Annotated in this window: 23 protein-coding genes; 4 read left to right on the top strand and 19 right to left on the bottom strand. The window is 50.2% G+C overall.

Annotated elements, in window-relative coordinates:
- Positions 1 to 10 precede the first annotated feature (10 nt).
- The 12 genes from B0X71_RS06765 to B0X71_RS06710 form a co-directional block, all read right to left on the bottom strand.
- Entirely contained in the window at positions 11 to 487 is a 477-nt protein-coding gene (locus tag B0X71_RS06765) for a MaoC/PaaZ C-terminal domain-containing protein (RefSeq protein ID WP_077588697.1), read from the bottom strand.
- A gap of 150 nt (positions 488 to 637) precedes the next feature.
- Positions 638 to 1,576 carry a malate dehydrogenase gene (mdh, locus tag B0X71_RS06760; protein WP_077588696.1) on the bottom strand — a complete coding sequence of 313 codons (939 nt, stop codon included), beginning with the start codon at positions 1,574 to 1,576 and terminating at the stop codon, positions 638 to 640.
- 559 nt (positions 1,577 to 2,135) lie between these two features.
- Positions 2,136 to 3,404 carry an NADP-dependent isocitrate dehydrogenase gene (gene icd, locus B0X71_RS06755; RefSeq protein ID WP_077588695.1) on the bottom strand — a complete coding sequence of 423 codons (1,269 nt, stop codon included), beginning with the start codon at positions 3,402 to 3,404 and terminating at the stop codon, positions 2,136 to 2,138.
- A gap of 69 nt (positions 3,405 to 3,473) precedes the next feature.
- A complete protein-coding gene (gene citZ / locus B0X71_RS06750) occupies positions 3,474 to 4,589 on the bottom strand; it encodes a citrate synthase (RefSeq protein WP_077588694.1) in 1,116 nt (371 codons plus the stop codon).
- A gap of 193 nt (positions 4,590 to 4,782) precedes the next feature.
- Positions 4,783 to 5,172 (bottom strand): FxsA family protein, encoded by a 390-nt coding sequence (locus tag B0X71_RS06745; protein WP_077588693.1) that lies wholly within the window; start codon positions 5,170 to 5,172, stop codon positions 4,783 to 4,785.
- 26 nt (positions 5,173 to 5,198) lie between these two features.
- Positions 5,199 to 6,959: a pyruvate kinase gene (gene pyk, locus B0X71_RS06740; protein ID WP_077588692.1), complete on the bottom strand. Its 1,761-nt coding sequence runs from the start codon at positions 6,957 to 6,959 to the stop codon at positions 5,199 to 5,201.
- A 25-nt stretch (positions 6,960 to 6,984) separates the two neighbouring features.
- On the bottom strand, positions 6,985 to 7,944 hold the full coding sequence (pfkA, locus tag B0X71_RS06735; RefSeq protein ID WP_077590923.1) for a 6-phosphofructokinase: 960 nt from the start codon (positions 7,942 to 7,944) through the stop codon (positions 6,985 to 6,987).
- A gap of 92 nt (positions 7,945 to 8,036) precedes the next feature.
- Positions 8,037 to 9,020 carry an acetyl-CoA carboxylase carboxyltransferase subunit alpha gene (locus B0X71_RS06730; RefSeq protein WP_077588691.1) on the bottom strand — a complete coding sequence of 328 codons (984 nt, stop codon included), beginning with the start codon at positions 9,018 to 9,020 and terminating at the stop codon, positions 8,037 to 8,039.
- Positions 8,995 to 9,873, bottom strand: coding sequence for an acetyl-CoA carboxylase, carboxyltransferase subunit beta (gene accD, locus B0X71_RS06725; RefSeq protein ID WP_077588690.1), 879 nt, complete (start codon positions 9,871 to 9,873; stop codon positions 8,995 to 8,997). Before accD ends, B0X71_RS06730 begins: the two co-directional genes overlap by 26 nt.
- The gene (locus tag B0X71_RS06720) at positions 9,860 to 10,507 is read right to left on the bottom strand and encodes a FadR/GntR family transcriptional regulator (RefSeq protein ID WP_077590922.1); all 648 of its coding nucleotides are present in this window, start codon (positions 10,505 to 10,507) and stop codon (positions 9,860 to 9,862) included. The genes accD and B0X71_RS06720 overlap by 14 nt, the downstream gene beginning before the upstream one ends.
- Positions 10,508 to 10,624: 117 nt before the next feature.
- The gene (dnaE, locus tag B0X71_RS06715) at positions 10,625 to 13,681 is read right to left on the bottom strand and encodes a DNA polymerase III subunit alpha (RefSeq protein ID WP_077588689.1); all 3,057 of its coding nucleotides are present in this window, start codon (positions 13,679 to 13,681) and stop codon (positions 10,625 to 10,627) included.
- A gap of 15 nt (positions 13,682 to 13,696) precedes the next feature.
- Entirely contained in the window at positions 13,697 to 14,638 is a 942-nt protein-coding gene (locus B0X71_RS06710) for a DHH family phosphoesterase (protein ID WP_156889804.1), read from the bottom strand.
- Positions 14,639 to 14,737: 99 nt separating this feature from the next.
- Here B0X71_RS06710 and B0X71_RS06705 point away from each other — a divergent pair, with 99 nt between their 5' ends.
- On the top strand, positions 14,738 to 15,037 hold the full coding sequence (locus B0X71_RS06705; RefSeq protein ID WP_077588687.1) for a YtpI family protein: 300 nt from the start codon (positions 14,738 to 14,740) through the stop codon (positions 15,035 to 15,037).
- A 126-nt stretch (positions 15,038 to 15,163) separates the two neighbouring features.
- Here the strand turns inward: B0X71_RS06705 and B0X71_RS06700 are convergent, their stop codons facing one another.
- Complete coding sequence (locus B0X71_RS06700) at positions 15,164 to 16,465, bottom strand: DRTGG domain-containing protein (RefSeq protein ID WP_077588686.1); 1,302 nt, start codon at positions 16,463 to 16,465, stop codon at positions 15,164 to 15,166.
- A 102-nt stretch (positions 16,466 to 16,567) separates the two neighbouring features.
- Positions 16,568 to 17,248 carry a metal-dependent hydrolase gene (locus B0X71_RS06695; RefSeq protein WP_077588685.1) on the bottom strand — a complete coding sequence of 227 codons (681 nt, stop codon included), beginning with the start codon at positions 17,246 to 17,248 and terminating at the stop codon, positions 16,568 to 16,570.
- Between the two features lie 81 nt (positions 17,249 to 17,329).
- On the opposite strand from B0X71_RS06695, the gene B0X71_RS06690 reads away from it, so the two are divergent.
- Complete coding sequence (locus B0X71_RS06690) at positions 17,330 to 18,430, top strand: M24 family metallopeptidase (protein WP_077588684.1); 1,101 nt, start codon at positions 17,330 to 17,332, stop codon at positions 18,428 to 18,430.
- A 208-nt stretch (positions 18,431 to 18,638) separates the two neighbouring features.
- Here B0X71_RS06690 and ald read toward each other — a convergent pair whose 3' ends face one another.
- The gene (gene ald / locus B0X71_RS06685; protein ID WP_077588683.1) at positions 18,639 to 19,754 is read right to left on the bottom strand and encodes an alanine dehydrogenase; all 1,116 of its coding nucleotides are present in this window, start codon (positions 19,752 to 19,754) and stop codon (positions 18,639 to 18,641) included.
- Positions 19,755 to 19,958: 204 nt separating this feature from the next.
- Here ald and B0X71_RS06680 point away from each other — a divergent pair, with 204 nt between their 5' ends.
- A complete protein-coding gene (locus B0X71_RS06680) occupies positions 19,959 to 20,420 on the top strand; it encodes a universal stress protein (RefSeq protein ID WP_077588682.1) in 462 nt (153 codons plus the stop codon).
- A gap of 44 nt (positions 20,421 to 20,464) precedes the next feature.
- Here the strand turns inward: B0X71_RS06680 and B0X71_RS06675 are convergent, their stop codons facing one another.
- Together B0X71_RS06675 and B0X71_RS06670 are read right to left on the bottom strand one after the other, a co-directional pair.
- Positions 20,465 to 21,655 (bottom strand): acetate kinase, encoded by a 1,191-nt coding sequence (locus tag B0X71_RS06675; protein WP_077588681.1) that lies wholly within the window; start codon positions 21,653 to 21,655, stop codon positions 20,465 to 20,467.
- 60 nt (positions 21,656 to 21,715) lie between these two features.
- Positions 21,716 to 22,639 carry a class I SAM-dependent methyltransferase gene (locus tag B0X71_RS06670; RefSeq protein WP_077588680.1) on the bottom strand — a complete coding sequence of 308 codons (924 nt, stop codon included), beginning with the start codon at positions 22,637 to 22,639 and terminating at the stop codon, positions 21,716 to 21,718.
- 239 nt (positions 22,640 to 22,878) lie between these two features.
- On the opposite strand from B0X71_RS06670, the gene B0X71_RS06665 reads away from it, so the two are divergent.
- Positions 22,879 to 23,679 (top strand): NAD kinase, encoded by an 801-nt coding sequence (locus B0X71_RS06665; RefSeq protein WP_077588679.1) that lies wholly within the window; start codon positions 22,879 to 22,881, stop codon positions 23,677 to 23,679.
- Positions 23,680 to 23,701: 22 nt separating this feature from the next.
- Here the strand turns inward: B0X71_RS06665 and rarD are convergent, their stop codons facing one another.
- On the bottom strand, positions 23,702 to 24,607 hold the full coding sequence (rarD, locus tag B0X71_RS06660) for an EamA family transporter RarD (RefSeq protein WP_077588678.1): 906 nt from the start codon (positions 24,605 to 24,607) through the stop codon (positions 23,702 to 23,704).
- Between the two features lie 321 nt (positions 24,608 to 24,928).
- Positions 24,929 to 26,500 carry an acyl-CoA synthetase MbcS gene (gene mbcS, locus B0X71_RS06655; RefSeq protein ID WP_077590921.1) on the bottom strand — a complete coding sequence of 524 codons (1,572 nt, stop codon included), beginning with the start codon at positions 26,498 to 26,500 and terminating at the stop codon, positions 24,929 to 24,931.
- Between the last annotated feature and the right edge of the window lie 75 nt (positions 26,501 to 26,575).

Raw genomic sequence — 26,575 nt, 5'->3', positions numbered from 1 at the left:
TTCTGAAGTTTCAGAAATTGTCCATCGCCTGCGTGGTTAGCTTATCCAGTAATTTTGGCGGACTGGCTTTGATGAATCCTTCAATCACTTGCTGTTCGTCTTCGTTCTGCGCAGTCACCCGAACGGTTACTTCATTATCCGGAACATTCACTTCGATCACTTCAAAAAGAAAATCTACTGTTGAATAATGGTATACCGGATGGGTGAATTTTAGCTGCTGTTCGATTACATGAGAACCGGGTCCGGGCATATACTTGGAAATTGCCGATGTCAGAATACCTGTCAGCATAATCGTCGGGACAATCGGCTTCTCATAGGTCGTCCGGGAAGCAAAATCATGCTGGACATACAGCGGATTACCGTCATTTGTAAGACCCAGATACAGCAGTAAATCCTTATCTTCAATATTTTCCGTCAGTTTCAGCTTTTCACCGACTGTGATTTCCTCAATCTTCCGTCCCAGCTTGCGCTTTTTTCCTAACAGCAAAGATGATTCCCCTTTCTGTTACTCTGTCATTTCTATAGTACCAATACGGCATAAAAAAATCGAGCAGGGAATGATTGCAACGAGCTTTGCGCAGGAGCACAAAGCAAAGCCGTCCACGCGAGTATACGCGCGGACGGCTTCAATTTTTTATCAAACCAGAATTTCCATTACTTTTTTTACAGAGTCTGCGGATTTCTGAAGTTCAGTCTTCTCATCTTCTGTTAATTCCAATTCAATGATTTGTTCGATTCCCTTGCTCCCGAGAACCGTCGGCACACCCAGGTAAATGCCATTCATTCCATACTCGCCTTCAAGATAAGCAATCGATGGAAGAACGCGGCGCTGATCCTTCAAAATGGCCTCCGCCATTTCAACAAGCGCAGCGGCAGGAGCGTAATAGGCAGAACCGTTGCCGAGCAGATTCACGATTTCGGCTCCTCCTTTGCGCGTGCGATCAACGATGGCGTCCAGGCGTTCTTTGGAAATGAGCGTTTCAAGCGGAATGCCGCCGGCGTATGAATAGCGGACGAGCGGTACCATATCATCTCCGTGCCCACCCAGAACGAAACCGGTCACATCTTTAACCGACAGATCCAGTTCCTCTGCTACGAAGGTCCGGAAACGGGCGGTATCGAGAACCCCTGACTGGCCGATGACCCGCTCCTTCGGGAATCCGGACTCCTTAAAAACAGTATACGTCATGGCGTCCACCGGATTTGTCAGCACAAGAATTGTCGTATCCGGCGAGTGTTTGACAATTTCCGCTGTAACGGATTTCATGACTTTCTGATTGGTCTGCACAAGGTCGTCGCGGCTCATGCCGGGTTTACGGGCAATCCCCGCTGTGATGATCACAAGATCGGAATCTTTTGTATCCGCGTAATCGGATGTCCCGGTCAGACGAGTATCAAATCCCTGCACCGGACCTGCTTCCGCCATATCGAGCGCTTTCCCTTTTGTCGGATTCTCGTTCTGCGGGATATCGACGATGACGACATCGCCAAGTTCTTTCTGTGCCAGCAAGAACGCAGTCGTTGCGCCTGTAAAACCTGAACCGATAACTGAAATTTTTTTGCGTTTGAATGTCATGTGGATTCTCCTTTGCCTTTTTGATTTCTTAACATGCCTGACAAAATCGCTGCCGCGGCAAATAAATAAACCATTCCGCAGACAACCACATACAATAAATACCCTTCCTGCCGCTGTATTATTCCGTTCTGCTGCCGGATTTCTGTTTTAAAAATAATCGAATCGTTATCTAAGATGAAATAATGATTTTAACTGATCGATATTTCGCAAAACAGCCGTGCTTTCAGGCCCACAGGAAAGGTAGAAGCCAAATGCCCTTTGGCCTCCGCCTTTGCAGCTGGCGCGACAGGACGTCGGGCTGTCAGCAGGGCGGAGCGATGAGACGGATATTCTTCCCGGCTCATGGCGGGAGCCAAGGAAGTGCCCAGTGGACACGAGGGCACTACTTTGCGCCGAGGGGCATAGCGCTGAGAAGCAATCATCTTTGCCTTCCCTAAGCGTCCGAAGCGGCTTGTAAGGGTTCTTTTCTTTAGTTCATCTTATATAGTAAAGCACTCATTTTCTGCCTTGTAGCCGTGTATATATACAAAATAAAGAGGAGCCGAAGCTCCTCTTTAACTTACATGTTTTTAATCAGTTCATCAGCAAATTCAGAAGTCTTCACTTCAGTTGCGCCGTCCATGAGACGAGCAAAGTCATAAGTTACGACTTTCGATGCGATTGTTTTTTCCATTGATTTTGAGATCAACTGAGCGGCTTCGATCCAGCCGAGGTGCTCAAGCATAAGAACACCTGACAGAATAACAGAAGACGGATTCACTTTGTCCTGACCAGCATATTTTGGTGCAGTGCCGTGAGTCGCTTCGAAAATTGCATGTCCAGTTTCATAGTTGATGTTTGCACCCGGTGCGATTCCGATACCGCCGACTTGCGCTGCAAGAGCGTCAGAGATGTAGTCGCCATTCAGGTTCATCGTTGCTACAACGTCAAATTCGCTCGGACGTGTCAGGATTTGCTGAAGGAAGATATCCGCAATGGCATCCTTCACCAGGAGTTTACCGCCGGCAAGTGCCTCATCCTGCGCTTTATTCGCAGCATCAGTTCCCTGCTCGTCTTTGATCTTGTCATATTCGTTCCAGGTGAAGACTTTATCGCCGAATTCCTGTTCGGCCACTTCGTAGCCCCAGTTCTTAAACGCGCCTTCTGTGAACTTCATGATGTTTCCTTTGTGAACAAGCGTTACTGATTTACGGCCTTCTGTCAGCGCATAATTGATCGACGCGCGCACAAGCCGCTTCGTGCCTTCTTCTGAAATCGGCTTGATGCCTATACCGGAAGTTTCAGGGAAACGGATATTCTTGACGCTCATTTCGTTCTGGAGGAAGTCCAGCACTTTTTTCACTTCATCTGAACCTTTTGCATATTCAATACCTGCATAGATATCTTCTGTGTTCTCACGGAAGATGACCATGTCTGTATCTTCAGGCCGTTTCACCGGTGAAGGGACACCCTGGAAATAACGGACAGGACGCAGGCACACATACAGGTCGAGTTCCTGACGGAGAGCCACGTTCAGTGAACGGATACCGCCGCCGATTGGTGTTGTAAGCGGTCCTTTGATCGCGATCAAGTATTCACGGATTGTATCAAGCGTTTCCTCCGGCAGCCATTCACCGGTCTTGTCGAATGCTTTCTGGCCTGCAAGGACTTCTTTCCAGACGATTTTCTTTTCGCCATTGTATGCTTTATTCACTGATTCTTCAAGAACACGGGATGCTGCGGCCCAAATATCAGGACCTGTTCCGTCTCCTTCGATGAATGGAATGATTGCTTCGTTCGGCACGTTAAGTTCACCGTTATTTACTGCAATTTTTTCTCCGTTAGCCATTGTTAAATTCCTCCTGTTGTCAATATCAAAGGGCATGCACCGTGTACAGCCCTTTGAGGGATTCAATTCTTATCGTTCGTCCACCGGCACATACTGCTGCATACCAGGGCCGACATACTCTGCACGCGGACGGATCAGGCGGTTATCTGCATACTGTTCCAGAATATGCGCGAGCCATCCGGACACACGGGATACCGCAAAGATCGGTGTGAACAAATCGTGATCGATTCGCAGCGCGTTATAGACAGATGCCGAGTAGAAATCGACGTTTGGCGGCAGATCTTTTTGGCTGGTCACGATCTCTTCGATTTTAACTGACATATTGTAGTACTTTTCTTCCCCGCGGAGTTTCGTCAGCTTGCGGGACATTTCGCGGAGGTGCTTCGCACGCGGATCTCCCTGACGATATACACGGTGGCCGAAGCCCATGATTTTTTCCTTATTATCCAGTTTACCTTGGATGACGCTTTCAACGTTCGATTCGTCGCCGATTTCCATCAGCGTTTTCATAACCTGCTCATTTGCGCCACCGTGAAGCGGGCCTTTAAGTGCACCGATTGCAGCCGTCACACCGGAATAGATATCTGACAATGTCGCCACACATACCCGCGCTGTGAACGTGGATGCATTCAGTTCATGATCGGCATGAAGAACCAGCGCTTTGTTGAACGCTTCAACTTCAATGTCTTCCGGCTCTTCACCTGACAGCATGTACAGGAAATTCGCTGCATAGCTGAGATCGGTCTTCGGCTGAATCGGCTCTTCGCCTTTGCGGATACGGCCGAACGCAGTAACCACAGCCGCAATTTTCGCCTGCAGGCGGATCGCCTTCCGATAGTTTGCTTCATCTGTCATTTCTTCAGCTTCTTCATCAAACAGGCCCAAATAAGAAATCGCTGTACGCAGCGCAGCCATCGGGTGGACATTTTTAATCGGATATGTTCTGAACTGGTCAAGCACTTCCTGCGGCACTGACATATTATCTGCCAGCTGCTGCTTCAGTTCTGCAAGTTCATCTGCTTTTGGCAGCCTTTTGTGCCACAAGAGATACACCACTTCTTCGAAGCTTGCATTATTCGCCAGATCATCAATGTTGTAGCCAACATATGTAAGCGTATCATCAATGATAGAACTAATGGCAGTCTGTGTTGCCACAACGCCTTCCAAACCTTTACCTGCGGTCATCTCAATCGCTCCTTCTTTCAGTATAATTCACCATTCCACAAAAAAAACGCAGAATGATGGCTCATCTGCTCATATGAACCTATTTTCTTTCTTACATGGTCATTATAATCAATTATGGCGCAATTGTGAATGCAAAAGGGTTATTTCCCCAAAACTTTATCAATTTACTGCCAGTTGGAAAGGAGAAACCGGGCTATCGTTTCATTACGATAACCCGGTCGTTTTTCATCCGTTTCCGGATCCCTCTCATAATAAGCGGCTTCAGGAGTTGCTGCGTCGGCTTAAACAACAGCGCCAAGCCGGTCGCATCGGAAAGAAAACCGGGCGTCAGCAGCAGCAGTCCGCCAGCGAGCACGAAGGCACCCCTGAGAAGTGCGTCGCCAGGTGGTTGGAATGCCGCCAGTTCTTCCTGGATATCCCGGATAGCTCTCACTCCCTGCTTTTTGGCCAAGTATGCACCGGCTACACCAGTCAGCACAATGATCAGCAGCGTCGGAAAGAAGCCAATTATATCTCCTGCCCAAATCAGCAGGGCCAGTTCAACAGTGGGAATAATCACAAACGCCGGCACCAGCCACTTCATAAAGCTGCACTCCCATTCTTTTTCAATTAAAGGACACTTGCATGTCCATGATAGATAATCCCTGTTTCTGCATCGATGGTTACATCATAATTATTCGGAATCTGGGTTGTAGCTCCTGTAACACCGACAATGACCGGAACACCAAGACTCAGGCCGACCACAGCGGCATGGCTTGTCAGGCCGCCTTCTTCTGTTATAACACCGGCACATTTCGAAATAGCCGGCATCATATCCCGGTCTGTTCCGATCGTAACGATGATTTTGCCTTCCACATCAGCAGCAAGCGCTTCTTCTGCATTGCGGACAACGACTGTTTTGCCATAGGCATGCGATTTGCCGATTCCTTGTCCCTTGGCGAGCATATCGCCGATGAGATGCACTTTCATCATGTTTGTTGTACCTGCTTGCCCGACCGGTACGCCCGCTGTAATGACGACAAGATCGCCATGTTCAACCAGGTCATGCGCCAGGCTTTCTTCCACAGCTGATTCCAGCACTTCATCTGTTGAACCTGCACGCCGGCCAACAATTGGCTGAACGCCCCACACTAATGTCAACTTACGCGAAGGTATATCGGTGGAAGTCACGGCGATGATTGGAACACCCGGACGGTACTTCGCGATCATCTTAGCGGTATGACCGCTTTCAGTTGGTGCGATGACTGCTTTCACTTTCAGATTCAGCGCTGTATAGGCAGCAGCCTGACCGATCGCTTCTGTCATATTGGCTTCTTTTTCACGGCTGCGCGCTGCTACGATTGAACGGTAATCAAGTGCATCTTCCGTTGTTTCTGCAATGCGGTGCATCGTCTGCACGGCTTCCACCGGATACTGCCCGGCAGCCGTCTCACCTGACAGCATGATTGCATCTGATCCGTCGAAGATTGCATTTGCCACGTCACTGGCTTCCGCGCGGGTCGGTCGCGGGTTGCGCTGCATGGAATCGAGCATCTGCGTCGCCGTGATGACCGGTTTACCGGCGCGGTTGCATTTGTCGATCAGGTTTTTCTGAACGAGCGGCACTTCCTCTGCAGGAATTTCAACGCCCAAATCACCTCGTGCAACCATCAGTCCATCGGAAACCAGCAGGATTTCGTCGATGTTATCGACACCTTCCCGATTTTCGATCTTCGGAATGATCTGGATATGTCCTGCGTCATTTTTCTCCAGCAGACTGCGGATCTCCATGACGTCCGATGCCCGTCTGACGAATGAAGCCGCGATGAAATCGACTCCCTGCTCCACGCCAAAAAGGATATCATTGGCGTCTTTTTCCGTAATGCCCGGCAGCTGCACGGATACTCCGGGAACATTGACCCCTTTTTTGTTTTTCAGGGTACCCGAGTTCTGAACAGATGTATGGATCAAGCCGGCTGCTTTATCCGTACCGGTCACTTGGAGAGCAATAAGTCCGTCATCAAGCAGGATTGTTGATCCGCTTGAAACATCCTCAATCAGTTTTTCATAAGTGACGGAAAAACGTTCGGCATTCCCTTTCACTTCAGACATCGATACATCGATCGACTGGCCTTTTTCAAGTTCAACCGAATCATTTTCCATCGTGTGTGTCCGGATTTCCGGACCTTTTGTATCCAGCAGAATCCCGACAATTTTTCCGGTTTTCTTGCTGGCTTCCCGGATGCGTTCAATCCGGACTGCATGTTCTTCATGGTCGCCGTGCGAAAAGTTCAGACGCGCGACATTCATACCTGCATTAATCAGCGCTTCCAGCTGTTCCGGTGATTCGCTTGCCGGTCCGATTGTACAGACTATTTTCGTTTTTCTCATTCTGTCCACCACTCCATTTATCCATTTAAATTGATAATTCTTTTGATAAAGTAAATAAGCTTAAATCTGTTTTATGAGAGCTATTAAAAGCTTCTGTCATGTCATAGTCTACCACTTGGTTGTTTTTCATGCCAATCGCCCGGCCCCCTGCGCCTTCCTTCAGCACTTCCACAGCGCGCGCTCCAAACAGGCTCGCCAGCACGCGATCGCGCCCGGTCGGTGTGCCGCCGCGCTGAATGTGACCCAGCACAGAGACCCGTGTGTCAATTCCCGTTTCAGCACCAATGAGCTTCGCCAGCTCGCCGCCGCTCATTACGCCTTCTGCGACGATGATGATGCTGTGCTTCTTACCGCGTGCTTTCCCTTTATCGAGACGTACAAGCATATCCTTGATATTATACTTTTCTTCTGGGATGAGAATCGTTTCCGCACCGCCGGCAAGTCCTGCCCACAGCGCCAGATCACCGGCATCCCGGCCCATCACTTCAATAATGAATGTCCGCTCATGGCTTGTCGCGGTATCCCGGATTTTATCGATCGCTTCAATGATTGTGTTCAGCGCTGTATCAAAGCCGATTGTGAAATCAGTGCCCGGGATGTCATTGTCGATTGTTCCCGGCACGCCGACACATGGAAATCCATGCTTCGACAGCGCCATGGCTCCGCGGTATGAACCGTCTCCGCCAATTACCACAAGGCCTTCAAGCCCATGCTTTTTCATCTGCTCGATTCCTTTTTGCTGACCTTCCGGGGTGATGAATTCCGGACAGCGAGCCGAATGCAGTTTTGTGCCCCCGCGCTGGATAATATCGCCGACATCCCCAAGATCGAGTGATTCGATCCGACCGTCGATCAACCCTTGGTAGCCGTTAAAGATACCCGCCACTTCCAGGCCATGAAAAATTCCTTTCCGCACTACCGCACGGACTGCGGCATTCATACCGGGTGCGTCTCCTCCGCTTGTTAATACGCCGATCTTTTTCATCATTTATCTCCTCCACTTACCATTTCCTTTTTCCACCTTACCACGATTTCCCGCCGTAAGCAGTTAAAACGCCGCGGAATCCGCGGCGTTTATTACTCCTCAAATACACCTATCGATTTAAATTTCGCATAGCGCTGTTCGATCAATCTCTCTCCGTCAAGCGGCAGCAGTTCAGCGAATGACTGCTGCAGGGCCGTAAACACAAATCCCGCCTGCCGTTCAACATCATGGTGCGCACCGCCGCGGACTTCTGGGATAATGCGATCAATAATGCCCATTTGCAGCAAGTCAGGCGCTGTGATCTTCATCGCCTCTGCCGCTGTCTGCGCCAGCCCGGAATCTTTCCAGAGAATCGAAGCCGCACCTTCAGGTGAAATAACCGAGTAGGTTGAGTTCTCCAGCATCAAAATGTGATTGCCGACACCCAGTGCCAATGCACCGCCGCTGCCGCCTTCTCCAATAACAACGCTGATTACCGGCACGGACAGCCCGGCCATCTCCACCAGATTCCGGGCAATCGCTTCGCTCTGCCCGCGTTCTTCGGCTGCTTTTCCTGGATACGCTCCTTTTGTATCGACGAAACAGATGACCGGCCGCCGGAACTTTTCAGCCTGCTTCATAAGGCGAAGCGCTTTCCGGTATCCCTCCGGATGCGGCATTCCGAAATTGCGGCGGATGTTCTCCTTCGTGTCTTTGCCGCGCTGGTGACCAATGACCGTAACCGGCAATCCATCAAAAGAGGCGATTCCTCCAATGACCGCTTCGTCATCCCCGTACAGCCTGTCGCCATGCAGCTCCATGAAATCGTGAAACAGCAAGTCGATATACTCCTGTGTACTTGGGCGGTTCGGATGCCGGGCCACTTGGACCCGATCCCACGGTTTCATGTTTTCGTATATCTCCGATTCGAGTCTTGTGAATCGATCCTCGAGACCGGAGATTTCAGCTGACATATCCACATCTGCAGACTGAGTCAGTTCTTTCAGTTCCGCGATTTTACTCTGCAGCTGAATCAGCGGTTCTTCAAACGGAAGTGCTTTTGTCTTTTTTTTAGCTTTTGACTTCTCTTTTGACATCTAAGGTCTCCTTCCCATGCAGCCGCACCAGTCTGGACAGTGTTTCTCGCATGCGTTCCCGGTGAACAACCGCATCCAGCTGGCCATGTTCAAGCAAGAACTCAGCTGTCTGGAAATCATCCGGCAGCTTTTCCCGGACCGTCTGCTCGATGACCCGGCGGCCAGCAAAACCGATCAACGCCCTCGGTTCGGCGATATTGATATCTCCGACAGATGCAAAACTGGCAGATACACCGCCTGTCGTCGGATTGGTCAGCACCGAAATAAACAACAGGCCTTCCGTCGAATGACGCTTCAGCGCAACACTCGCTTTTGCCATCTGCATCAGTGACAGTACACCTTCCTGCATCCGGGCGCCCCCGCTTGCCGTAAAGACGATAAATGGAATTCTCCGTTCTGTTGCCGCTTCGATCGCGCGTGTGATTTTTTCGCCTACAACCGAGCCCATTGAACCCATTCTGAAATGGGAATCCATCACAGCCAGTGCAATCTCCCGGCCGTCCAACGTGCCAATGCCCGTGAGGACTGCTTCATTCAGTCCGGTTTTCTCCGTATCTTTCTGCACTTTCTCGGCATATCCCGGAAACCCTAAGGGATTGACTGTTTTCAAATGATCATCCATGGAGACAAATGAGCCGGCATCCAGCAGACTGCCCACCCGTTCAAACGCTGTCATTCTAAAATGAAAACCGCATTTCGGGCATACCTTGTAGAGTTTAATCAACTCTTTCGTCAATTCTATGTGCTTGCATTCCGGACACTTGGTCATCAAGCCTTCCGGCACGTTTTTCGATTCATCAGATGGAATAGTCGCTTCCCCTTTATGCCGTTTAAATAAATCACGAATAATCATGGTTATCCCCTCCTTCGATCAGTTCATGCCATTTTATGTATGAGACTTCCGCCTCTTTCTGCCGGCCCGCTGCAATGGCTGCCAGCAGGTCCAGAAGTATCGCGCGCTCTGTTTCGTTCACATTCCCGGTGAACGGTTGGCCGCTGTACTGGCAAAGCAACAGCCAAATCTTCAAAGAAAGCCGATTGCCGCTCACTATCAGCAACTCCCGGACGACCGTCTCCCGCTGGAGAGGTTCCACTGCTTCAAGCTTTGCCCGCAGTCCCTTCCATACCGGCAGTCCGGTCAAGGCATTATTGCTGCACACATCACCCAAAGCAGCCAGTTCATGGATCAGTCGGGTCTTCCGGACATCCTCATGCGACTGCTCATCCTGCAGCACGAATGTTGCCAGAACTTCAACCAGGGTATGATCCCTGAAGTCAGAGAGAAAGGTGCCTTCGCCTTGCCGGGTCTCAATCAGTCCCAGAAGTTCAAGACTTCTCAAAGCTTCCCTGATCGTTGAACGGCCGACTTGTAGCGTTTCGGCCAGTTCACGCTCGGAGGGCAGCCATTCGCCTGGCCGGATGTTCTGTTTGTGGGTCATGTTGCGGATTTCCGTAACAATATCCAAAAAGCGCTTTGGCTGTTTCATGCGCACCCCGTCTTTTTCCATAATTTTGAAAGTGGTCAGACCACTCAATGGCTATAGAATAACAGAAGTGCTTGGTCTGCGCAAAGAAATAACTGCTGTTCCAATTGGAGCCAGCAGTTAAAATGTAATGGATTTGCATATGATGGATGGCTTCTGATTCCAGAACTCGACCGTTCCTTGAATTTCAATTACCGCTTGGTCCCCGAGCGACGGTGCATACGCTGCGTACTCCCGAGGAAATACAGTAGCGCGTGTTTCACCAGTCTCGTCCTGCAGCGTAAGAAAAGCCATTGCTTCTCCCTTTTTCGTCCGGATCTGCTTCACGTCCAGCACCATGGCAAGCACTGTGACAGCCTGTCCGTTCCGGCAATTCCTGATCTTATTAACCGGCAGGAAGTTCCGGCCGCGTTTCTGTTTTTCCTGTTCCAGCGGATGTTCCGACAGATAGAAACCGAGCACTTCTTTCTCAAACTCCAGTTTTACACGATCGGGCATGAGTGAAGCTTTTGTATATTTAGGCTTAATGAAAATATCCTCAGCGGGGTCGAACAGACCCGGCTCTTCTGATGGACGGACGAGTTCGGCATGTTTCGCCGCTGCTTCAAGGGAAGCCAGCAGTACTGACCGGTCGACTCCGAAATCATCAAATGCACCGGCTTTGATCAGCGGCTCCATGGATTTCCGCTTGAAATGCACGCCCGAAATCCGTTCCGCTATATGGAACAGACTGTCAAATGGCCCGGTTTTCCGTGCTTCAAGAATCGCTTTCACTGCAGAACCCGGCACATCCTTCACCGCATTCAGACCAAATCGGACGCCCCCGCCTTCTACCCGGAAACCCGATCCGCTTTTTTGGACGGAGGGCGGCAGCAGAGGAATGTGTCTACTTTTCGCTTCCTGCAGCAATTGATTCACTTTCTCGGGGTTACCGGCGGCACCGGAGAGTAGGGCCGCATAAAAGTATGCCGGGTGATGCGCTTTTGCATAAGCCAGCCAGTATGAGATCAAGCTATAAGCAACTGCATGGCTTTTCGGGAACCCGTAATTAGCGAATCGGACAATGAGATCATACACGTCGTTCGCGACCGGCTGGCTATAACCCTTCCCCGTTGCGCCTTTAATGAAATGCGCCCGTTCATCATCCAATATTTCCCGTTTCTTTTTGCTGACCGCGCGCCGGAGCAGATCCGCTTCGCCAAGCGAAAAGCCGGCCATTTCAGAAGCGATTCGCATAATCTGTTCCTGATAAACAATTACGCCATACGTTTCACCAAGAATCGGCTCAAGTGCCGGATGAAGGAAACGGACCGGTTCTTCGCCTTTTTTCCGCTTCGCGTAAAGCGGGATGAAATCCATCGGACCCGGCCGGAAAAGCGCGTTGACAGCAACAATGTCATTAAATCCAGTCGGCTGGATCAATTGAAGTGCCCGGCGCATCCCTTCTGATTCCAATTGGAAGATACCGGTCGTATCTCCAGCCGCCAGCAATTGGTAAGTCTGTTCGTCATTGAGCGGCAGCTGCCGGTAATCAAGCCAATGCCCGGTATCCCGGTTCAGCAAATGGCGGATCCGCTCAAGAATGGTGAGATTGCGTAATCCAAGAAAATCCATTTTCAGCAAACCGGTCTTCTCAAGCTCATTCATTGGCCATTGGGTCATAAAAATGCCTTCATTGCCCTTTTCAATGGGAACGACATTAACGAGCGGAATTGGACTTAAAATGATGCCTGCAGCATGCGTGGATGCATTACGGGGCAATCCTTCCAGTGCGCTTGCCGTCTGAAACCATTTTTTCCGTTCTTCATTTTCCGTGATCCATGCGCGGAACTCTGCCGATCCCGATTCCGCATCTGCCAGCGTGATGCCCGGTTTACTTGGAATCATTTTGGAAATCGTTTCAAGATCCTCAGGCGGAAATCCGAATACCCTGCCCACATCCCGGGCAACGGCTTTTGCTGACAACGTACCAAACGTAATGATTTGGGCAGTACGCTGCGGCCCGTATTTGCGGGCCACATACTCGATTACTTCCTGCCGGCGGTAATCGGCGAAATCGATATCGATATCCGGCAGTGTCACCCGTTCGGGATTCAGGAAACGCTCAAACAGCAAACCATGCACAAGCGGATCGACATCCGTGATGGCCAGGACATAGGCAACAAGTGAGCCGGCTGATGATCCGCGTCCCGGACCCGTCAGAATATGACTGTCCCTGGCAAACTTCACGAAATCAGCTACGATCAGAAAATAATCGCTGTAGCCCATCGATTCGATCACAGTCAATTCATAATCTAAGCGCTTTTGATAATCAGGATGCGTACACCCTCTGGCGGCCATACCCTTTTCACAGGCAGACCGGAGATACTGTGCAGCACTTATGCTTTCCGGCAACGGAAACACCGGCAATAGTTTCTGATCAGTCGGCACTGTGACTTGGCACTCGCTCATCAGACGCGCACTTGCTTCCAGCCATTCAGGGTGGTCAGTGAACCAGGACCGGAACTCCTCTGCTTCAGGCACATGCTGGTCTGCAGGCGGAACCGGCCGTTCGTCATCTGACAGTTTAACTCCTTGAGCAATTGCAGAGGCCGCTTCGAAAGCAAACGTCTCTTCTTTCGTCAAATACCGGCTGGCCTGCGTGGCAATAACGGGCACGCCATGATCATCACAAAGAGTTACAAACCCGGCCTCGACTTCAGTTCGGACACCGCCGGGACGCATGACCGCTCCGTATACGTCTTGACCGTACACCGTCCGCAAATACCGGATAAACTCATCCTGTCCTCCGGGCAGCCAGCTTCCGTCATTCAGCAGGACACAGATCAGCCCTTCCCGGTACGCTGCTGCCCATTTATCCGGCACATCTTCCCGGTCGCGTGTCGCGAGTGCACTGGACAGTTTAAGGAGGTTCCTGTACCCGGCATCCGATTTTGCATAAAGGACAGCGGGATAGGTCCGGTCTTCATACTCAAGTGCAGCGGGCAGCCCCAATACCGGGTGAATCCCTGCACGCCGGGCTGCTTCCCAAAAAGGCAGGACGCCGTATAGCCGTGTGTTGACCAGTGCTGCCGCCGATGCCTCCTGCGCTGTCAGGAACGGAAACAAATCATCAACGCGCACAATGCTTTTCAGCAAGTCAGCCGATGTCGTAATGTGCGGATAAACGATCGACAAATTGTTCCCCTCCTTCTATCCGGCTGAACAAATCTCCTGCAGCCGGCCAATAAACTCATCGGCCTCTTCCCAGGAATAGACAGTTGCTCCGGATGCACGCGGATGGCCGCCGCCGCCGAATTCTTTTGCCAGCTCATTGATGACCGGTCCTTTTGACCGCAGGCGCACCCGGATTTCGTCCCCTTCTTCAATGAATATCGCCCATACGCGAATCCCTTTCATTGCGCCGAGCGATCCGACCAGCAAAGACGTCTCAGACGGGGTTACACCGAATTTCGCCAAAGTTGCTGCTGATAGCTTAACGTACGCGCAGCCCTTGCCGCTGATTTCCGTGTGCTGGAACAGATAGCCCTGCAGCTGCAGCAAGTGACTTTCCAATTCATACATTGCATTGTGCAGAACTTCCCGGTCAAACGAATAACTCACAAGGTCACCGGCTGCTTCGAACGTATGCTTTGTTGTACTCGGGAACATGAAGCGGCCGGTGTCCCCAAGGATTCCGGCGTAGAGCAGGCGCGCCGCTTCATCCGGCATGCGCCAGTCTTCTGTTTGCTTTCCGTATGTATAAAGATCATAGACCAGTTCTGATGCCGAGCTTGCGGCAGTATCTACCCATACCAGATCACCATAAGCATCATCATTCGGATGATGATCGATTTTAATCACCTTCGAACCTTGACTGTAACGAGCATCATCCACTCTTTCCGTATTCGCCGTATCCGTCACAATGACAAGTGCATCCTTGAAATCAGCATCCGTCGGGTGATCAGGAGCTGCCAGGTAGTCCAGTGTCTGTTCATGCTCGCCGGCTGCCAGAATCCGCTTTTCCGGATAATTATGCTGCAGTAATAACTTCAACCCAATCTGTGAACCGTATGCATCCGGGTCCGGCCGGACATGCCGATGAATAACAATCGTATTGTACTGTTTAATTGTGTCAATGATTTGACCTTTCACATTGTTCATCTCCTGTTCAGCAAGATATCCGGTCGCATTTTCTTTTCAGAGCCGCTACAATTAGACTAAGAAAAGAGCAATGAACAACAGGAGGCCTTTATGCTGCTATTTGTATTTATCATTACAGTATCTGCTGTGTTTTATTTCTACTACAAAACAAGACAGTTCCGGTCACATCTGCCAATCCAGAAAAACTGGTATAAAAGTAAAGCGGGCACCGCACTCGGTATATTCCTGCTTGCTTTCGGCATCAATCAGCTGTTTCTGGATCCGACAGCTGCCGTCTATATCATCGCAGGTGTTTTCATCATCCTCGGGCTTATGATGAGTTATACGAATTGGAATGCAGCTCGCCATTACGGCAATTTTGTAGAGGAAGAAAAGCGAATTAACCCATAACGGAATCCCCCTTCACTTGCAGGGGGATTTTTTATTTCTGTCGAGTCTTGCAGGGCCGCTTGCGCTTTTCTTTTTGTCTAGACTCCAGCGCTTTTCGGGGCTGCCAGGGCGCTTACGCTTTTCTTGTCACCGGTCGAGCAGTTGCAGCGTGAGCAATGCTTTCCCGACAACTTCGTCCCCGTCTGTAATTTCCACGTCCACTTTGACTGATTTCCTGCTTAAATCAAGGATGGACGGCCGGACAGTCAGTACGGATTCCAGCTGAACCGGTTTCAGGAAATATACCGTCATGTTCTCGAGTACGCTGTCTTTGCGTTTTCTTATTTTTAGCGTCTGTTCAGCAGCTTCCGCCAGCATTGTCGTATAGGCACCGTATGACAGTGAGCCATAGGCATTGGTCATCTGAGGCGTCACTGTAAATGTCAGTTCGCCCTGCCCCGTCTGCTGTAGCTGGCTTTTGACGACGTCATCAATCGTTTCACCTTGCTGTGGCTGCCGCTGTGCTGTCTGGAGCGCTTTGAGCACATCCTGCCGGCTGATAAGCCCTTCCAGGAAACCGGAATCCCCAACAATCGGCAAGAGATCGATACCTTCCCAAATCATCCGGTGCCCTGCCGATGCCACACTCATCTTCATCGTGCCTGCAATCGGATCGCGCGTCATCACTTTTTCGATTCGTTCATCCGGACTGCAGCCAATCACATCGCGTGTGGTAATGATCCCTTTCAATTTCCCCCGCTCATCGACGACCGGAAATCCGCCATGCGCTGTTCGTTCATTCAGCTCATGATAGCGTTCGACGGTATCCATCTCCTGGAGAGCATGGGTTTCTTCCGACGGAATGACGATGTCTTCGATTAATAAGATATCTTTCTTGATCAATTGATCATAAATGGCCCGGTTAATCATCGCCGCGACGGTGAAAGTGTCATAGCTTGTTGAAATGACCGGCAGCTCGAGTTCATCCGCCAGCCGTTTCACTGCTTCTGTCACATCAAACCCGCCGGTGACAAGCACACCCGCGCCTGCTCTTAAGCCATATTCGTGGGCTTTTAGCCGGTTGCCGACAATCAGCAGATTATCCGCTTCTGTATAACGCATCATGTCTTCCAGCTGCATGGCGCCAATGACAAATTTGGTGAGCGATTTATGAAGCCCATTGCGGCCGCCAAGGACCTGTCCGTCAACAATATTGACAATTTCCGCATAGGTCAGCCGTTCAATATTTTCTTTCTTTTTCCGTTCAATCCGGATTGTGCCGACCCGCTCAATCGTACTGACGAGCCGTTGGGTCTCCGCATCTTTGATTGCCCGATAAGCTGTGCCTTCACTGACCTGGAGTTCCTTGGCGATACGCCGGACGGAAATCTTCTCTCCAACTTCCAATGATTCGATATAGGCTAGGATCTGTTCGTGTTTTGTTGCCATAAGTTCACCTGTTTCTTCCTATTCCTCTTATGGTTTAAGTGTATCATAATCCCCAGAGAAACGGACAGACCCGGAGAGAAGTTCTCTCCGGGTCCAGGTGCGTTAAAGGTCGATTGACTCGCCGGCTTTCAGAATGGCGACTTCCGAATTCTTTACAAGATCTTTGAATTTGTCCGGGTTCTGCTCGATTGGCGGGAATGTGTTGTAATGAACCGGCACCACCGTTTTGGCATTCAGTAAATCTGCTGCATACGCCGCATCTTCAGGTCCCATCGTGAAAAAATCACCGATCGGCAAAAATGCGAGATCGATGTCGTGACGATCACCGATCAACTTCATATCGCTGAACAGCCCCGTATCGCCGGCATGGTATACGGTTTTTCCTTCTGCCGTGAAGAGGATTCCGGTCGGCATTCCCGTATAAACGATGCCTTGCTCATCATCCGTGAATGATGAGGAATGGAACGCCTGTGTGAATTTCACTTTTCCGAACTCGGCTTCAAAGGATCCTCCGATATTCATGCCTTGTGCGTTAACACCTTTTGTCCCAAGATATTCAGCGAGTTCCACTGGAGCGATAACCAGCGCATCATTTGCACGTGCAAGTGACACGGTATCGCCTACGTGATCCGCATGTCCGTGCGTCAGCAGAATGGCATCCGGCTTTTCTTCATTCGCCTTCAGATCGGTCTGACCGTTTCCGCTGATGAACGGGTCGATCAGAATGGTATGATTTGCTGTTTGGATTTTAACGACAGAATGTCCGTGATATGAGACTTTCATCCAATCCCTCCTGTTTTTTGGGCTACAGCTGTTTAATACCCCTATATTTGGTATGCTACACTCAGAAGGAGATGATCTATCATGAATAAAACCCACCAATTGCAGAACTACTTGCAGCAAAATAAAATCAGCGCTGCCTTCATCACCAATCCGGATAACGTATTCTACATAACCGGGTTCCGAAGCAACCCCCATGAACGGCTCTTCGGAGTCATGCTGTTCGCGGATGCCGACCCGTTCGTCATCTGTCCAAAAATGGAAGTGCCGGATGTAGAGGCAAGCGGCTGGCAGTTCGGAGCTATCGGCCATGAGGACACGGAGGATGCCATGGATATCCTGCAGCAGGCAGCTGAGAGCAGACAAGCCAGCCTCACTGCGCTTGCAGTGGAAAAAACCCATCTGACTGTCAGCCGGCAGGAAGCACTCAGCGGCATCTTTCCGGATGCAGCGTTTCACTCGATTGATGATCAGCTGAATGCCATGCGGGTAATCAAGGATTCCCGGGAAATCGAATTGCTTGCAGCAGCGGCTGAACTTGCAGATTACGCCATTGAAATCGGCTGTGATACGCTGAAGGAAGGAATCACTGAGCTTGAAGTGCTATCTGAAATTGAACTGGCACTCAAAAAACGCGGCGTCTCTCACATGTCGTTCGATACAATGGTGTTATTCGGCGACAAAACCGCATCACCGCACGGCAAGCCAGGGAACCGGAAGCTCCGGAAAGGCGATTTCGTGTTGTTCGATCTTGGCGTGATCTGGGAAGGTTATTGCTCGGATATCACCCGGACTGTCGCATTCGGCACGCCATCCGATGAGCAGCGCGCGATTTATGACACGGTACTCCGTGCAGAACTGGCTTCAGTGGAAGCCGCTAAAGCCGGAATCACAGCTGCCGAACTGGACCGGACGGCACGCCAGGTAATTGAAGATGCGGGCTATGGCGACTACTTTACTCACCGCCTCGGCCATGGTCTCGGGATTTCCGTGCATGAATATCCTTCCCTGCATGGCGCCAATGATCTGCCGCTTACAGCCGGCATGGCGTTCACGGTCGAGCCGGGCATCTATGTGCCCGGAGTTGCCGGTGTACGGATCGAAGATGATCTTGTACTGACAGAAGATGGGGTTACTATACTTACACAATTTCCGAAAGACCTGCAAATTCTCGGAGAAAATTAAACAGTAAAACCGGCTTCCGTTTTCCGGAGCCGGTTTTTTATATTTAACCCGCACTTTCGGCAAAGCTGAAAATCCCAGCTTATGCGTGTTTTCATTGAATCAAATTTTACTATGGACCACAGAAAGGTAATCTACGTTTCCTGACATCAGACTTCAGCAACCTTCCAATATTACATGAAAGAATCACTGCCTGGCAGTGGTTCTGTATTTACTGAAGCAAATCATCCGCCGGCGTATAGCCCAGCCCCTGATCATCTGCAACCGCTTTATAAGTGACATAACCGCCGAGCGTATTAATGCCTTTTTTCAGCGCTTCGTTATCTTTGCACGCCTGCATGATCCCTTTGTTCGCGATCTGCAGTGCATATGGCACAGTAACATTCGTCAGACCGAGTGTGGAAGTGCGCGGAACAGCACCCGGCATATTCGCTACTGCATAGTGAACGACATCGTGTTTGATGTAGGTTGGTGCATCATGCGTCGTGATGCGGTCAGTTGTCTCAAAAATACCGCCTTGGTCAATGGCAATGTCAACCACAACCGCCCCCGGCTTCATCGACTGAATCATCTCTTCTGTTACGAGTTTCGGCGCTTTAGCGCCTGGTATCAAGACAGCGCCAATGACAAGATCTGATTCCCGCACCGCTTCAGCGATTCGCAGCGGATTGGAGATCAGCGTCTGTACTTCCCGGCCGAACAAATCATCCAACTGGCGCAGGCGTTCAGGGCTTAAATCGATGACCGTCACTTTCGCCCCCATGCCGATGGCGATTTTCGCTGCATTCGTCCCTGCGACACCGCCGCCAACGATCGTCACTTTGCCGCGGTCTACGCCAGGGACGCCGCTGAGCAGGATGCCTGCGCCTCCGTGGTTTTTCTCCAGGAACTGGGCACCGATCTGCGTCGACATGCGGCCTGCCACTTCACTCATCGGTGTCAGCAACGGGAGTGAACCATTGGCCAACTGAACCGTTTCATAAGCAATCCCTGTTACTTTGCTTGACAGCAATGCCTGTGTCAGTTCCGGTTCTGGAGCTAGATGCAAGTAGGTGAACAGGATAAGCCCTTCCCGAAAATGAACATATTCCGACGGAAGCGGTTCCTTTACTTTCATCACCATTTCCTGCGCCCATGCTTCTTCTGCTGTTTCAGCAATGTGTGCCCCTGCTTCCCGGTAGTCATCATCCGTAAATCCGGATCCGATCCCAGCCCCTGTCTCGATGAAGACTTCATGGCCGTACTGCGTCAGATTGACAACGCCGGCCGGAGTCATTGCAACCCGGTTTTCATTGTTTTTAATTTCCGCAGGCACCCCAATTTGCATGTGCGAAACCTCCCATAATCTGATTTATGTATATGTGAAAAAGTAATACCAAACCACATCCATTCTATCAGATATCCTCCGCTTATACGCTATTCTTTCATACAATTTATCCAGCTGAATCATGTTTTTTACTTTCTGACAGCAGGAATAACCAATCCCGCTGCCGAAATTAAACAGTATAAGATTTAAGGAGGGACTAAAATCATGACATTGCCTTATAAACATGTTCTGGTTGCTGTTGACGGATCGAAAGAAGCGGAATGGGCCTTCAAGAAATCTGTCGGGATTGCTAAACGAAACAACGCGACGCTGAATCTTGTCAATATCATTGATACGCGGTCATTTGCAGCAATAGAAGCGTATGACCGTTCAATCGCCGAACGGGCTGAAAAGTTTGCGGACGGGCTTCTCGGTGGATATAAAAAAGAAGCGGAAGCCGCCGGTGTCACTGATGTAAATATTCTGGTCGCTTACGGTTCACCGAAAACAGTGATCCCACGCGAAATCGCACCGAAAGTGGAAGCGGATCTCATCGTCTGCGGCGCTACCGGTCTGAACGCGATAGAACGTTTTTTGATCGGCAGCGTGTCCGAACAGATTGTGCGCGCAAGCCGGTGTGATGTCCTTGTTGTCCGGACGGAAGAACACGCGGAAGTGAATGCATGACAAAACCGGCAGCGGAGCTGCCGGTTTTCTTTTTATCCCTGAAGTTAAATTCCGGCCACCCGGATAACATCCCGGGCGATCATCACTTCTTCATTCGTTGGAATGACGATGATTTTAACCGGTGAATGCGGATGGCTGATAAACGTTTCTTTTCCGCGGATGTTATTCAGCTCTTCATCGGCATAGACGCCCATGAACTGCAGTCCGTTCAGCACCCGCTGGCGGATGATCGGGCTGTTCTCCCCGATTCCGGCAGTAAATAAGATTGCGTCCACGCCATTCATGCGTGCAGCATACGACCCGATATACTTATGGATCCGGCTGGCGAATACATCAAGGGCCAGTATGGCGCGTTCATTGCCTTTTGCCGCTTCCGTCTCGATATCCCGGAGATCGCTTGAAAATCCGGATACCCCGAGCATGCCCGATTCTTTATTCAGAACATCGAGCACTTCCTCCGCTGTTTTCCCGGTTTTTTCCATAATGAACGGAATAAGGGCCGGATCGAGGTTGCCGGACCGGGTCCCCATCGTCACACCGGCAAGTGGTGTGAAGCCCATTGACGTATCAATGGATTTCCCTCTGTCGATTGCTGCAATGCTTGCCCCGTTCCCTAAATGACAAGAAATGATCCGAAGCGTATTGAGCGGCCGGTTCATCAATTCAGCCGCACGCTGGGCTACGAACTTATGCGAGGTGCCGTGGAATCCGTACTTCCGGATGCCATACTCCTTATAATAAGAATACGGCAGGGAATACAGATAGGAGCTTTCCGGCATCGTCTGGTGAAAAGCTGTATCGAAAACGGCAACTTCCGGCACGTCCGGTAGCGTTTTGCGGAAGGCCTGAATTCCTGTTACATTCGCCGGGTTGTGAAGAGGCGCAAGTTCAGACAGCTCTTCAAAACTGCGGACTTCCTCATCTCCGATTGCAACGGAATCACTGTAGCGCTCGCCGCCATGCACAACCCGATGGCCGACTCCGTCGATATCTGCAAGCTGTTCCACGGCTCCCTTTTCTACAAGCTGTTCCAATAAAATGCGGACAGCATCCTGATGATCAGTGACCGGCTCGTTCAGCTTATGTTTTTCTCCTCTGACTTCAAGCGTAAAGACAGGCTCTGTGAATCCGATCCGCTCCACAATCCCCTTTGAGATCACTGTTTCTTCAGGCATCTGCAGCAGCTGGAACTTAAGAGATGAACTGCCTGCGTTAACTGCCAGTATTTTCGGCATAAAAAAACTCCTTTATCTTCTTTTCTTAATCGTATTGAGCTGTGCACAGCAGCACAACTATCACTGCTTGCTTTCTTTGAACCAGTTGTCCACTTCAGTAAAAAAGCGAACCATGGCTGTTTTATTGGACAGATTCGGCACCCTGGCAAGCAGCACTTCACCCGGTGCCCGAAGTTCTTCCTGCTGTTTCTGAAGGATCAGCACGCTCTTGGCGAATGCGGAATTTTTCACCATTATCTCCGGCAATTCCATGACCGCCTGGATATGCACCGTGTTTTTCAAAAATGCATGAAGTTTCGGCGCTTCCGGAGATTCAAATAACGACTGCGGAATGACAAGGAACAGATAACCGCCTTCTTTTGTATGGCGGATGGCCTGCTCGATGAACAAATGATGCGCATAAGACATGTCATCGTCTGACTTCAGTTCATACCCCGAAGCGGTTTCCGTGTCCGGATAGTATCCGATAGGTAAGTCTGCGATAACCGCGTCCGCCGGATCGATCAGCAGCGGGCTCAATGCATCCTGCCGGTAAAATGTCACTGGCTGTTCGGTCAATTCCGCTGAAGCGGCTGCGATCCGGATGAGGAGGTCATCGATTTCCACCGCTGTACCGGATGTGCGGCCGTCCAGATAATTCATGACTGTCAGCAGCAGATTACCGGTGCCTGCCGCTGGATCCAGAATTGTGAACACCTCTTTTTTCATGAACAGCTCAGCGAAGTAGCTGATGAGAAGCCCAAGTGAATCCGGCGTCATCTGATGATGCGGCTGCACGTGCTCTTTCATGCCTTTCAGTACAGCCAATTGGATCGCTTTCCGGATATCTTCCTTGGCTGCCGGCTCAGAAAGACGGATCTCGCCGTCCAGCCAATTCTCCAATACCAGCTGAAGGCTCTCCAGATACACCAGATCTTCCCTCTCACTGATGATGCCCGTCTCTTTGTCCAGGAAATAAAATACGTTTTCTGTCTGTGAATTCATATCTCTCATCCCCAATAAGGAAACCCACTCTCCTGAGTGGGTTTCCGTCAGTTAGTCTCAGTTTATGTTACTAGACAGCGGCTGTATTGCGCAACTGCCGCCCCTCGTACAGTGAAGAGACCTTGTCCGGTCATATCGCCTAGAATCAGGCCTGTAATACAGAAGAGGTCGCGCTTTTCAGGAGAAACCCGATCAAACCTGTTAGAATGGACATAAACGTGATGAAAAGAGGGTTTAATTTGGCAGATCGAAAGAACATTTTCATTTATTCCAAAAACGATTCTGATACGCTTGAAAAAAAGGACATATTAATCGAGACAATCCGCCGGTATGGCTTTACGCCAGTTGAACGGCATGAGGATGCATCCATCATTGTCAGTCTCGGCGCAGATGGCACGTTTCTTCAGGCAGTCCGCAAAACCGGCTTCCGGCAGGATTGTTTATACGCAGGCATCTCCACGACCGGCTTGCTGAACATGTACTGTGATTTTCATTACCACGATCTTCACACGATGATCGAAGCGGTTCAGTCATCTCAGATCGAAGTGCGGCGCTATCCGGTCATCGAAGTAACCGTGGACGAAAATCCGGCTTTCTATTGTCTGAACGAATTCAGCATCCGTTCGAACATCATTAAAACAATTGTGATGGACGTTGCGATCGACGGATCCCATTTTGAAACGTTCCGCGGTGATGGCATGATCATGGCGACACCGACCGGATCAACCGCTTATAATAAGTCAGTCAACGGTTCGGTTGTCGATCCTCTTCTGCCTTGTTTCCAGGTAACTGAGCTTGCTTCCGTCAACAGCAACCAATACCGGACACTTGGATCATCTTTCATTTTGAGCGGCAATCGGAAACTTCAGCTGAAACTGGCGGAATTCGGCAACGATTATCCGACAATGGGTATGGACAATGAAGCGCTCAGCGTGCAGCATGTCGACCTTGTGACAATCGGCTTAAGCGACCGGGTCGTAAAGACAGTAAAACTGAAAGATAATTCGTTCTGGCATAAAGTGAGACGCACATTTTTATAAAGACAACAAAAGGAGCAGGCACTCACGCCTGCTCCTTTTTGACAACTTTCATATTCATCACCTTCGATAACGTGAACAGCACGAGCGCTGTCCAAATCAGCGTGAAGGATAGTAAATCCGTTGATCCGAATGATTCTCCGTAGACGAATACCCCGAGTATAAGCATTGAAGTCGGTGCGATGTACTGCAGAAAACCGATCAAATACAATGGAATCCGCTGCGCTCCCATTGCGAATAACACCAGCGGCAGCGCCGTGGCAGCACCTGACAGCATGATCAAAACATCGGTCTCCAAACCGACATTCAAAAATTCAGCCCGGCCTGTCGCGAACAGGAACACGTAATAGCCGATAGCGACCGGCAGCACGAACATCGTCTCCAGCGCCAGCCCGCGCAAAGCGTTCAGACGGATTGTCTTTTTTATGAGTCCATAGAAACCGAAACTGAATGCCAGCAGGAAAGCAAGCCACGGAAACTGCCCATATGAGACTGTCAGAATCGTGACACCGATTGCCGCCAGTACGAATGCCACTCTCTGCGCCGGCATGAGCCTTTCCTTCAAAAAGAAAACGCCAAGGAGCACCGACACGAGCGGATTGATGTAATAGCCGAGACTGGTCTCGACCAGGTGATCGTTCGTAACCGCCCATATAAACAAAAACCAGTTCAGTGAAATCAAATACGAAGCCGCTAATAATGAAAAGAAGTCTTTTTTCGATTTCAGAAGACCTTTTAAATCTGATGCGAATTTCTTTCCCATTCCAAGCAGCAGCACGAGCAGCAGGGTGAACCAGAACGACCAGAATACCCGTCCGGTCAGAATTTCCCCGCTGCCTACGTGATCGAGCAGCTTCCAGTAAATCGGGAGTATCCCCCACATCATATAAGTCAGCGTCGCATATATGACGCCTTTTTTTTCCTCGGTCATAAAGCGCTTCATCTCTCTCTATCGTTATTTTGCAACCCGAAACATATGCTTCATTATAGAACTCGAGTCTGGAGTTGTAAATGGGTTCCGGCCTGCGGGTTTCTGAGTTTCAACTTTGATTCCTGCGCTATAAATCGAATTTGTACACTTTAATTTTAATTTCTACGCTTTAATTTCTACGCTTTAGTTTCAATTTCTATGCCATAACTCTGAATGAGCAACCTTGATTTCAATATCTCACTTGATTCAACGAACATTTTGCCATGTTATCCTTTCCCCAAACAAAAAAGCCTGCTTGTTCAGCAGGCCCTGTCTGTACGGTTATTTGCGTTCCTGTTCGCTCTTACGCAGCTCGATCCGGCGGATTTTCCCGGACGCCGTTTTCGGCAGTTCATCGATGTACTGGATTTTCCGCGGATACTTATACGGAGCCGTTAATTCTTTTACGTGCTCCTGCAGTTCCTGGGTCAGCTGTTCATTCCCTTCTGCGCCTTCCACAAGTACGATAAAGGCTTTAACAATCGTGCCCCGGATTTCGTCCGGTGATCCGACAACTGCACATTCCTTCACGCTCGGATGCTTTACAAGCGCATCCTCCACTTCAAACGGCCCGATCGTATAGCCCGCTGAAATAATGATGTCATCCCCCCGGCCTTCAAACCAGAAATAGCCGTCACCATCCCGTACAGCCTTATCGCCGGTAATGTAGTACTCTCCGCGGAACTGCATGCTTGTGCGTTCTGAATCCTTGTAATACTCCCTAAAGAGCGCCGGCGTGCTCACATGTACAGCGATATCGCCGACTTCCCCGTCATCTGCAGGCTGCCCGAATTCGTTGACGATTTCCACGCGGTTGCCCGGTGTCGGTTTCCCCATTGATCCCGGTCGCGCTTCCATTCCCTGCATTGTGCCGACAAGCAAGGTGTTTTCCGTCTGCCCATAGCCATCCCGCACTTCCAGATCAAATTTCGACCGGAACGTGTCGATCACTTCCCGGTTCAGCGGTTCACCCGCTGACACGGCACTCTTCAATGAACTGAGATCATACGAATCCAAATTCTTTTCCTTCGCCATCAGCCGGTATTCGGTCGGCGTACAGCAAAGGACATTCACTTTCCGGTATTCAAGCTTCTGCAGATAAACAGCAGGGTCGAATTTGCCATTAAAAACGTATCCGATAGCGCCACTGCCAAGAACCGCGAGGAATGGACTCCAAATCCATTTCGCCCAGCCGGGTCCCGCTGTCGCCCAGACGATATCATTTTCATTTATCCCAAGCCAGTGCTCGGCAGTCGTCCGCAAATGTGCATACGCCCAGCCATGCGTGTGCACGACCCCTTTCGGATTTCCCGTCGTGCCAGATGTATAGGACAGAAATGCCATATCATCACTCCGCGTGCCCACATCGCCGAATACATCCGGTGCTTGTTCCATCTTATCAGTCAAGGATGTCCAGCCCTCAGCCTGCCCGATCACCAGCTTTGTAACCCCTTCCATTTCAGCGACCCCTGAAAACTGATCGATGAAAGGTTCATAGGCAATAACCGCTTTCGCTTCGCTGTGTGTCAGCCGGTACGAAATGTCTTTCGGACGCAGCATCTCTGAACTTGGAATGACGATCAGTCCTGCTTTCAAGGCGCCGATATAACAAACGTATGCCTCAATCAGTCGCGGTACCATAATCAGCACAATATCTCCCTTTTCCAGACCGGCGTCCTGGAAACTGTTCGCAGCTCTATTGGCCCGCTTCATCAAGTCGCTGTAAGTCACTTCTTGGGAGTCACCTTCCGCATTCTCCCAAATAAGCGCCGTCTTACCCTCATCTTTTGCATACTTCTCGAATTCGCTTACCAAATTATACTCGCTTGGTGCTAATAATTCTTCCCGTTTCAGCATGTGAGCCCTCCTGTTTACTGGTTCTTATGTACAAGATTATTATACCGTTAAAAACTCATTTTTCAAAACGTT

Origin of the sequence: Planococcus lenghuensis (assembly GCF_001999905.1) — a bacterium.
In the GTDB taxonomy this organism is placed as follows: domain Bacteria; phylum Bacillota; class Bacilli; order Bacillales_A; family Planococcaceae; genus Indiicoccus; species Indiicoccus lenghuensis.
This window is presented reverse-complemented; position numbering and strand designations above follow the sequence as displayed.

What these genes read in the sequence shown, in the direction of transcription:
- B0X71_RS06690 (WP_077588684.1), top strand. Translation starts at nt 17,330, where the DNA reads ATGAATAAAACCCACCAATTGCAGAACTACTTGCAGCAAAATAAAATC.
- ald (WP_077588683.1), bottom strand. Translation starts at nt 19,754, where the DNA reads ATGCAAATTGGGGTGCCTGCGGAAATTAAAAACAATGAAAACCGGGTT.
- mdh (WP_077588696.1), bottom strand. Translation starts at nt 1,576, where the DNA reads ATGACATTCAAACGCAAAAAAATTTCAGTTATCGGTTCAGGTTTTACA.
- pfkA (WP_077590923.1), bottom strand. Translation starts at nt 7,944, where the DNA reads ATGAAAAAGATCGGCGTATTAACAAGCGGAGGAGACGCACCCGGTATG.
- B0X71_RS06730 (WP_077588691.1), bottom strand. Translation starts at nt 9,020, where the DNA reads ATGTCAAAAGAGAAGTCAAAAGCTAAAAAAAAGACAAAAGCACTTCCG.
- pyk (WP_077588692.1), bottom strand. Translation starts at nt 6,959, where the DNA reads ATGAGAAAAACGAAAATAGTCTGTACAATCGGACCGGCAAGCGAATCA.
- B0X71_RS06705 (WP_077588687.1), top strand. Translation starts at nt 14,738, where the DNA reads ATGCTGCTATTTGTATTTATCATTACAGTATCTGCTGTGTTTTATTTC.
- B0X71_RS06675 (WP_077588681.1), bottom strand. Translation starts at nt 21,655, where the DNA reads ATGCCGAAAATACTGGCAGTTAACGCAGGCAGTTCATCTCTTAAGTTC.
- B0X71_RS06700 (WP_077588686.1), bottom strand. Translation starts at nt 16,465, where the DNA reads ATGGCAACAAAACACGAACAGATCCTAGCCTATATCGAATCATTGGAA.
- B0X71_RS06680 (WP_077588682.1), top strand. Translation starts at nt 19,959, where the DNA reads ATGACATTGCCTTATAAACATGTTCTGGTTGCTGTTGACGGATCGAAA.
- rarD (WP_077588678.1), bottom strand. Translation starts at nt 24,607, where the DNA reads ATGACCGAGGAAAAAAAAGGCGTCATATATGCGACGCTGACTTATATG.
- B0X71_RS06745 (WP_077588693.1), bottom strand. Translation starts at nt 5,172, where the DNA reads ATGAAGTGGCTGGTGCCGGCGTTTGTGATTATTCCCACTGTTGAACTG.
- citZ (WP_077588694.1), bottom strand. Translation starts at nt 4,589, where the DNA reads ATGACCGCAGGTAAAGGTTTGGAAGGCGTTGTGGCAACACAGACTGCC.
- B0X71_RS06670 (WP_077588680.1), bottom strand. Translation starts at nt 22,639, where the DNA reads ATGAATTCACAGACAGAAAACGTATTTTATTTCCTGGACAAAGAGACG.
- icd (WP_077588695.1), bottom strand. Translation starts at nt 3,404, where the DNA reads ATGGCTAACGGAGAAAAAATTGCAGTAAATAACGGTGAACTTAACGTG.
- B0X71_RS06720 (WP_077590922.1), bottom strand. Translation starts at nt 10,507, where the DNA reads ATGAAACAGCCAAAGCGCTTTTTGGATATTGTTACGGAAATCCGCAAC.
- accD (WP_077588690.1), bottom strand. Translation starts at nt 9,873, where the DNA reads ATGATTATTCGTGATTTATTTAAACGGCATAAAGGGGAAGCGACTATT.
- B0X71_RS06695 (WP_077588685.1), bottom strand. Translation starts at nt 17,248, where the DNA reads ATGAAAGTCTCATATCACGGACATTCTGTCGTTAAAATCCAAACAGCA.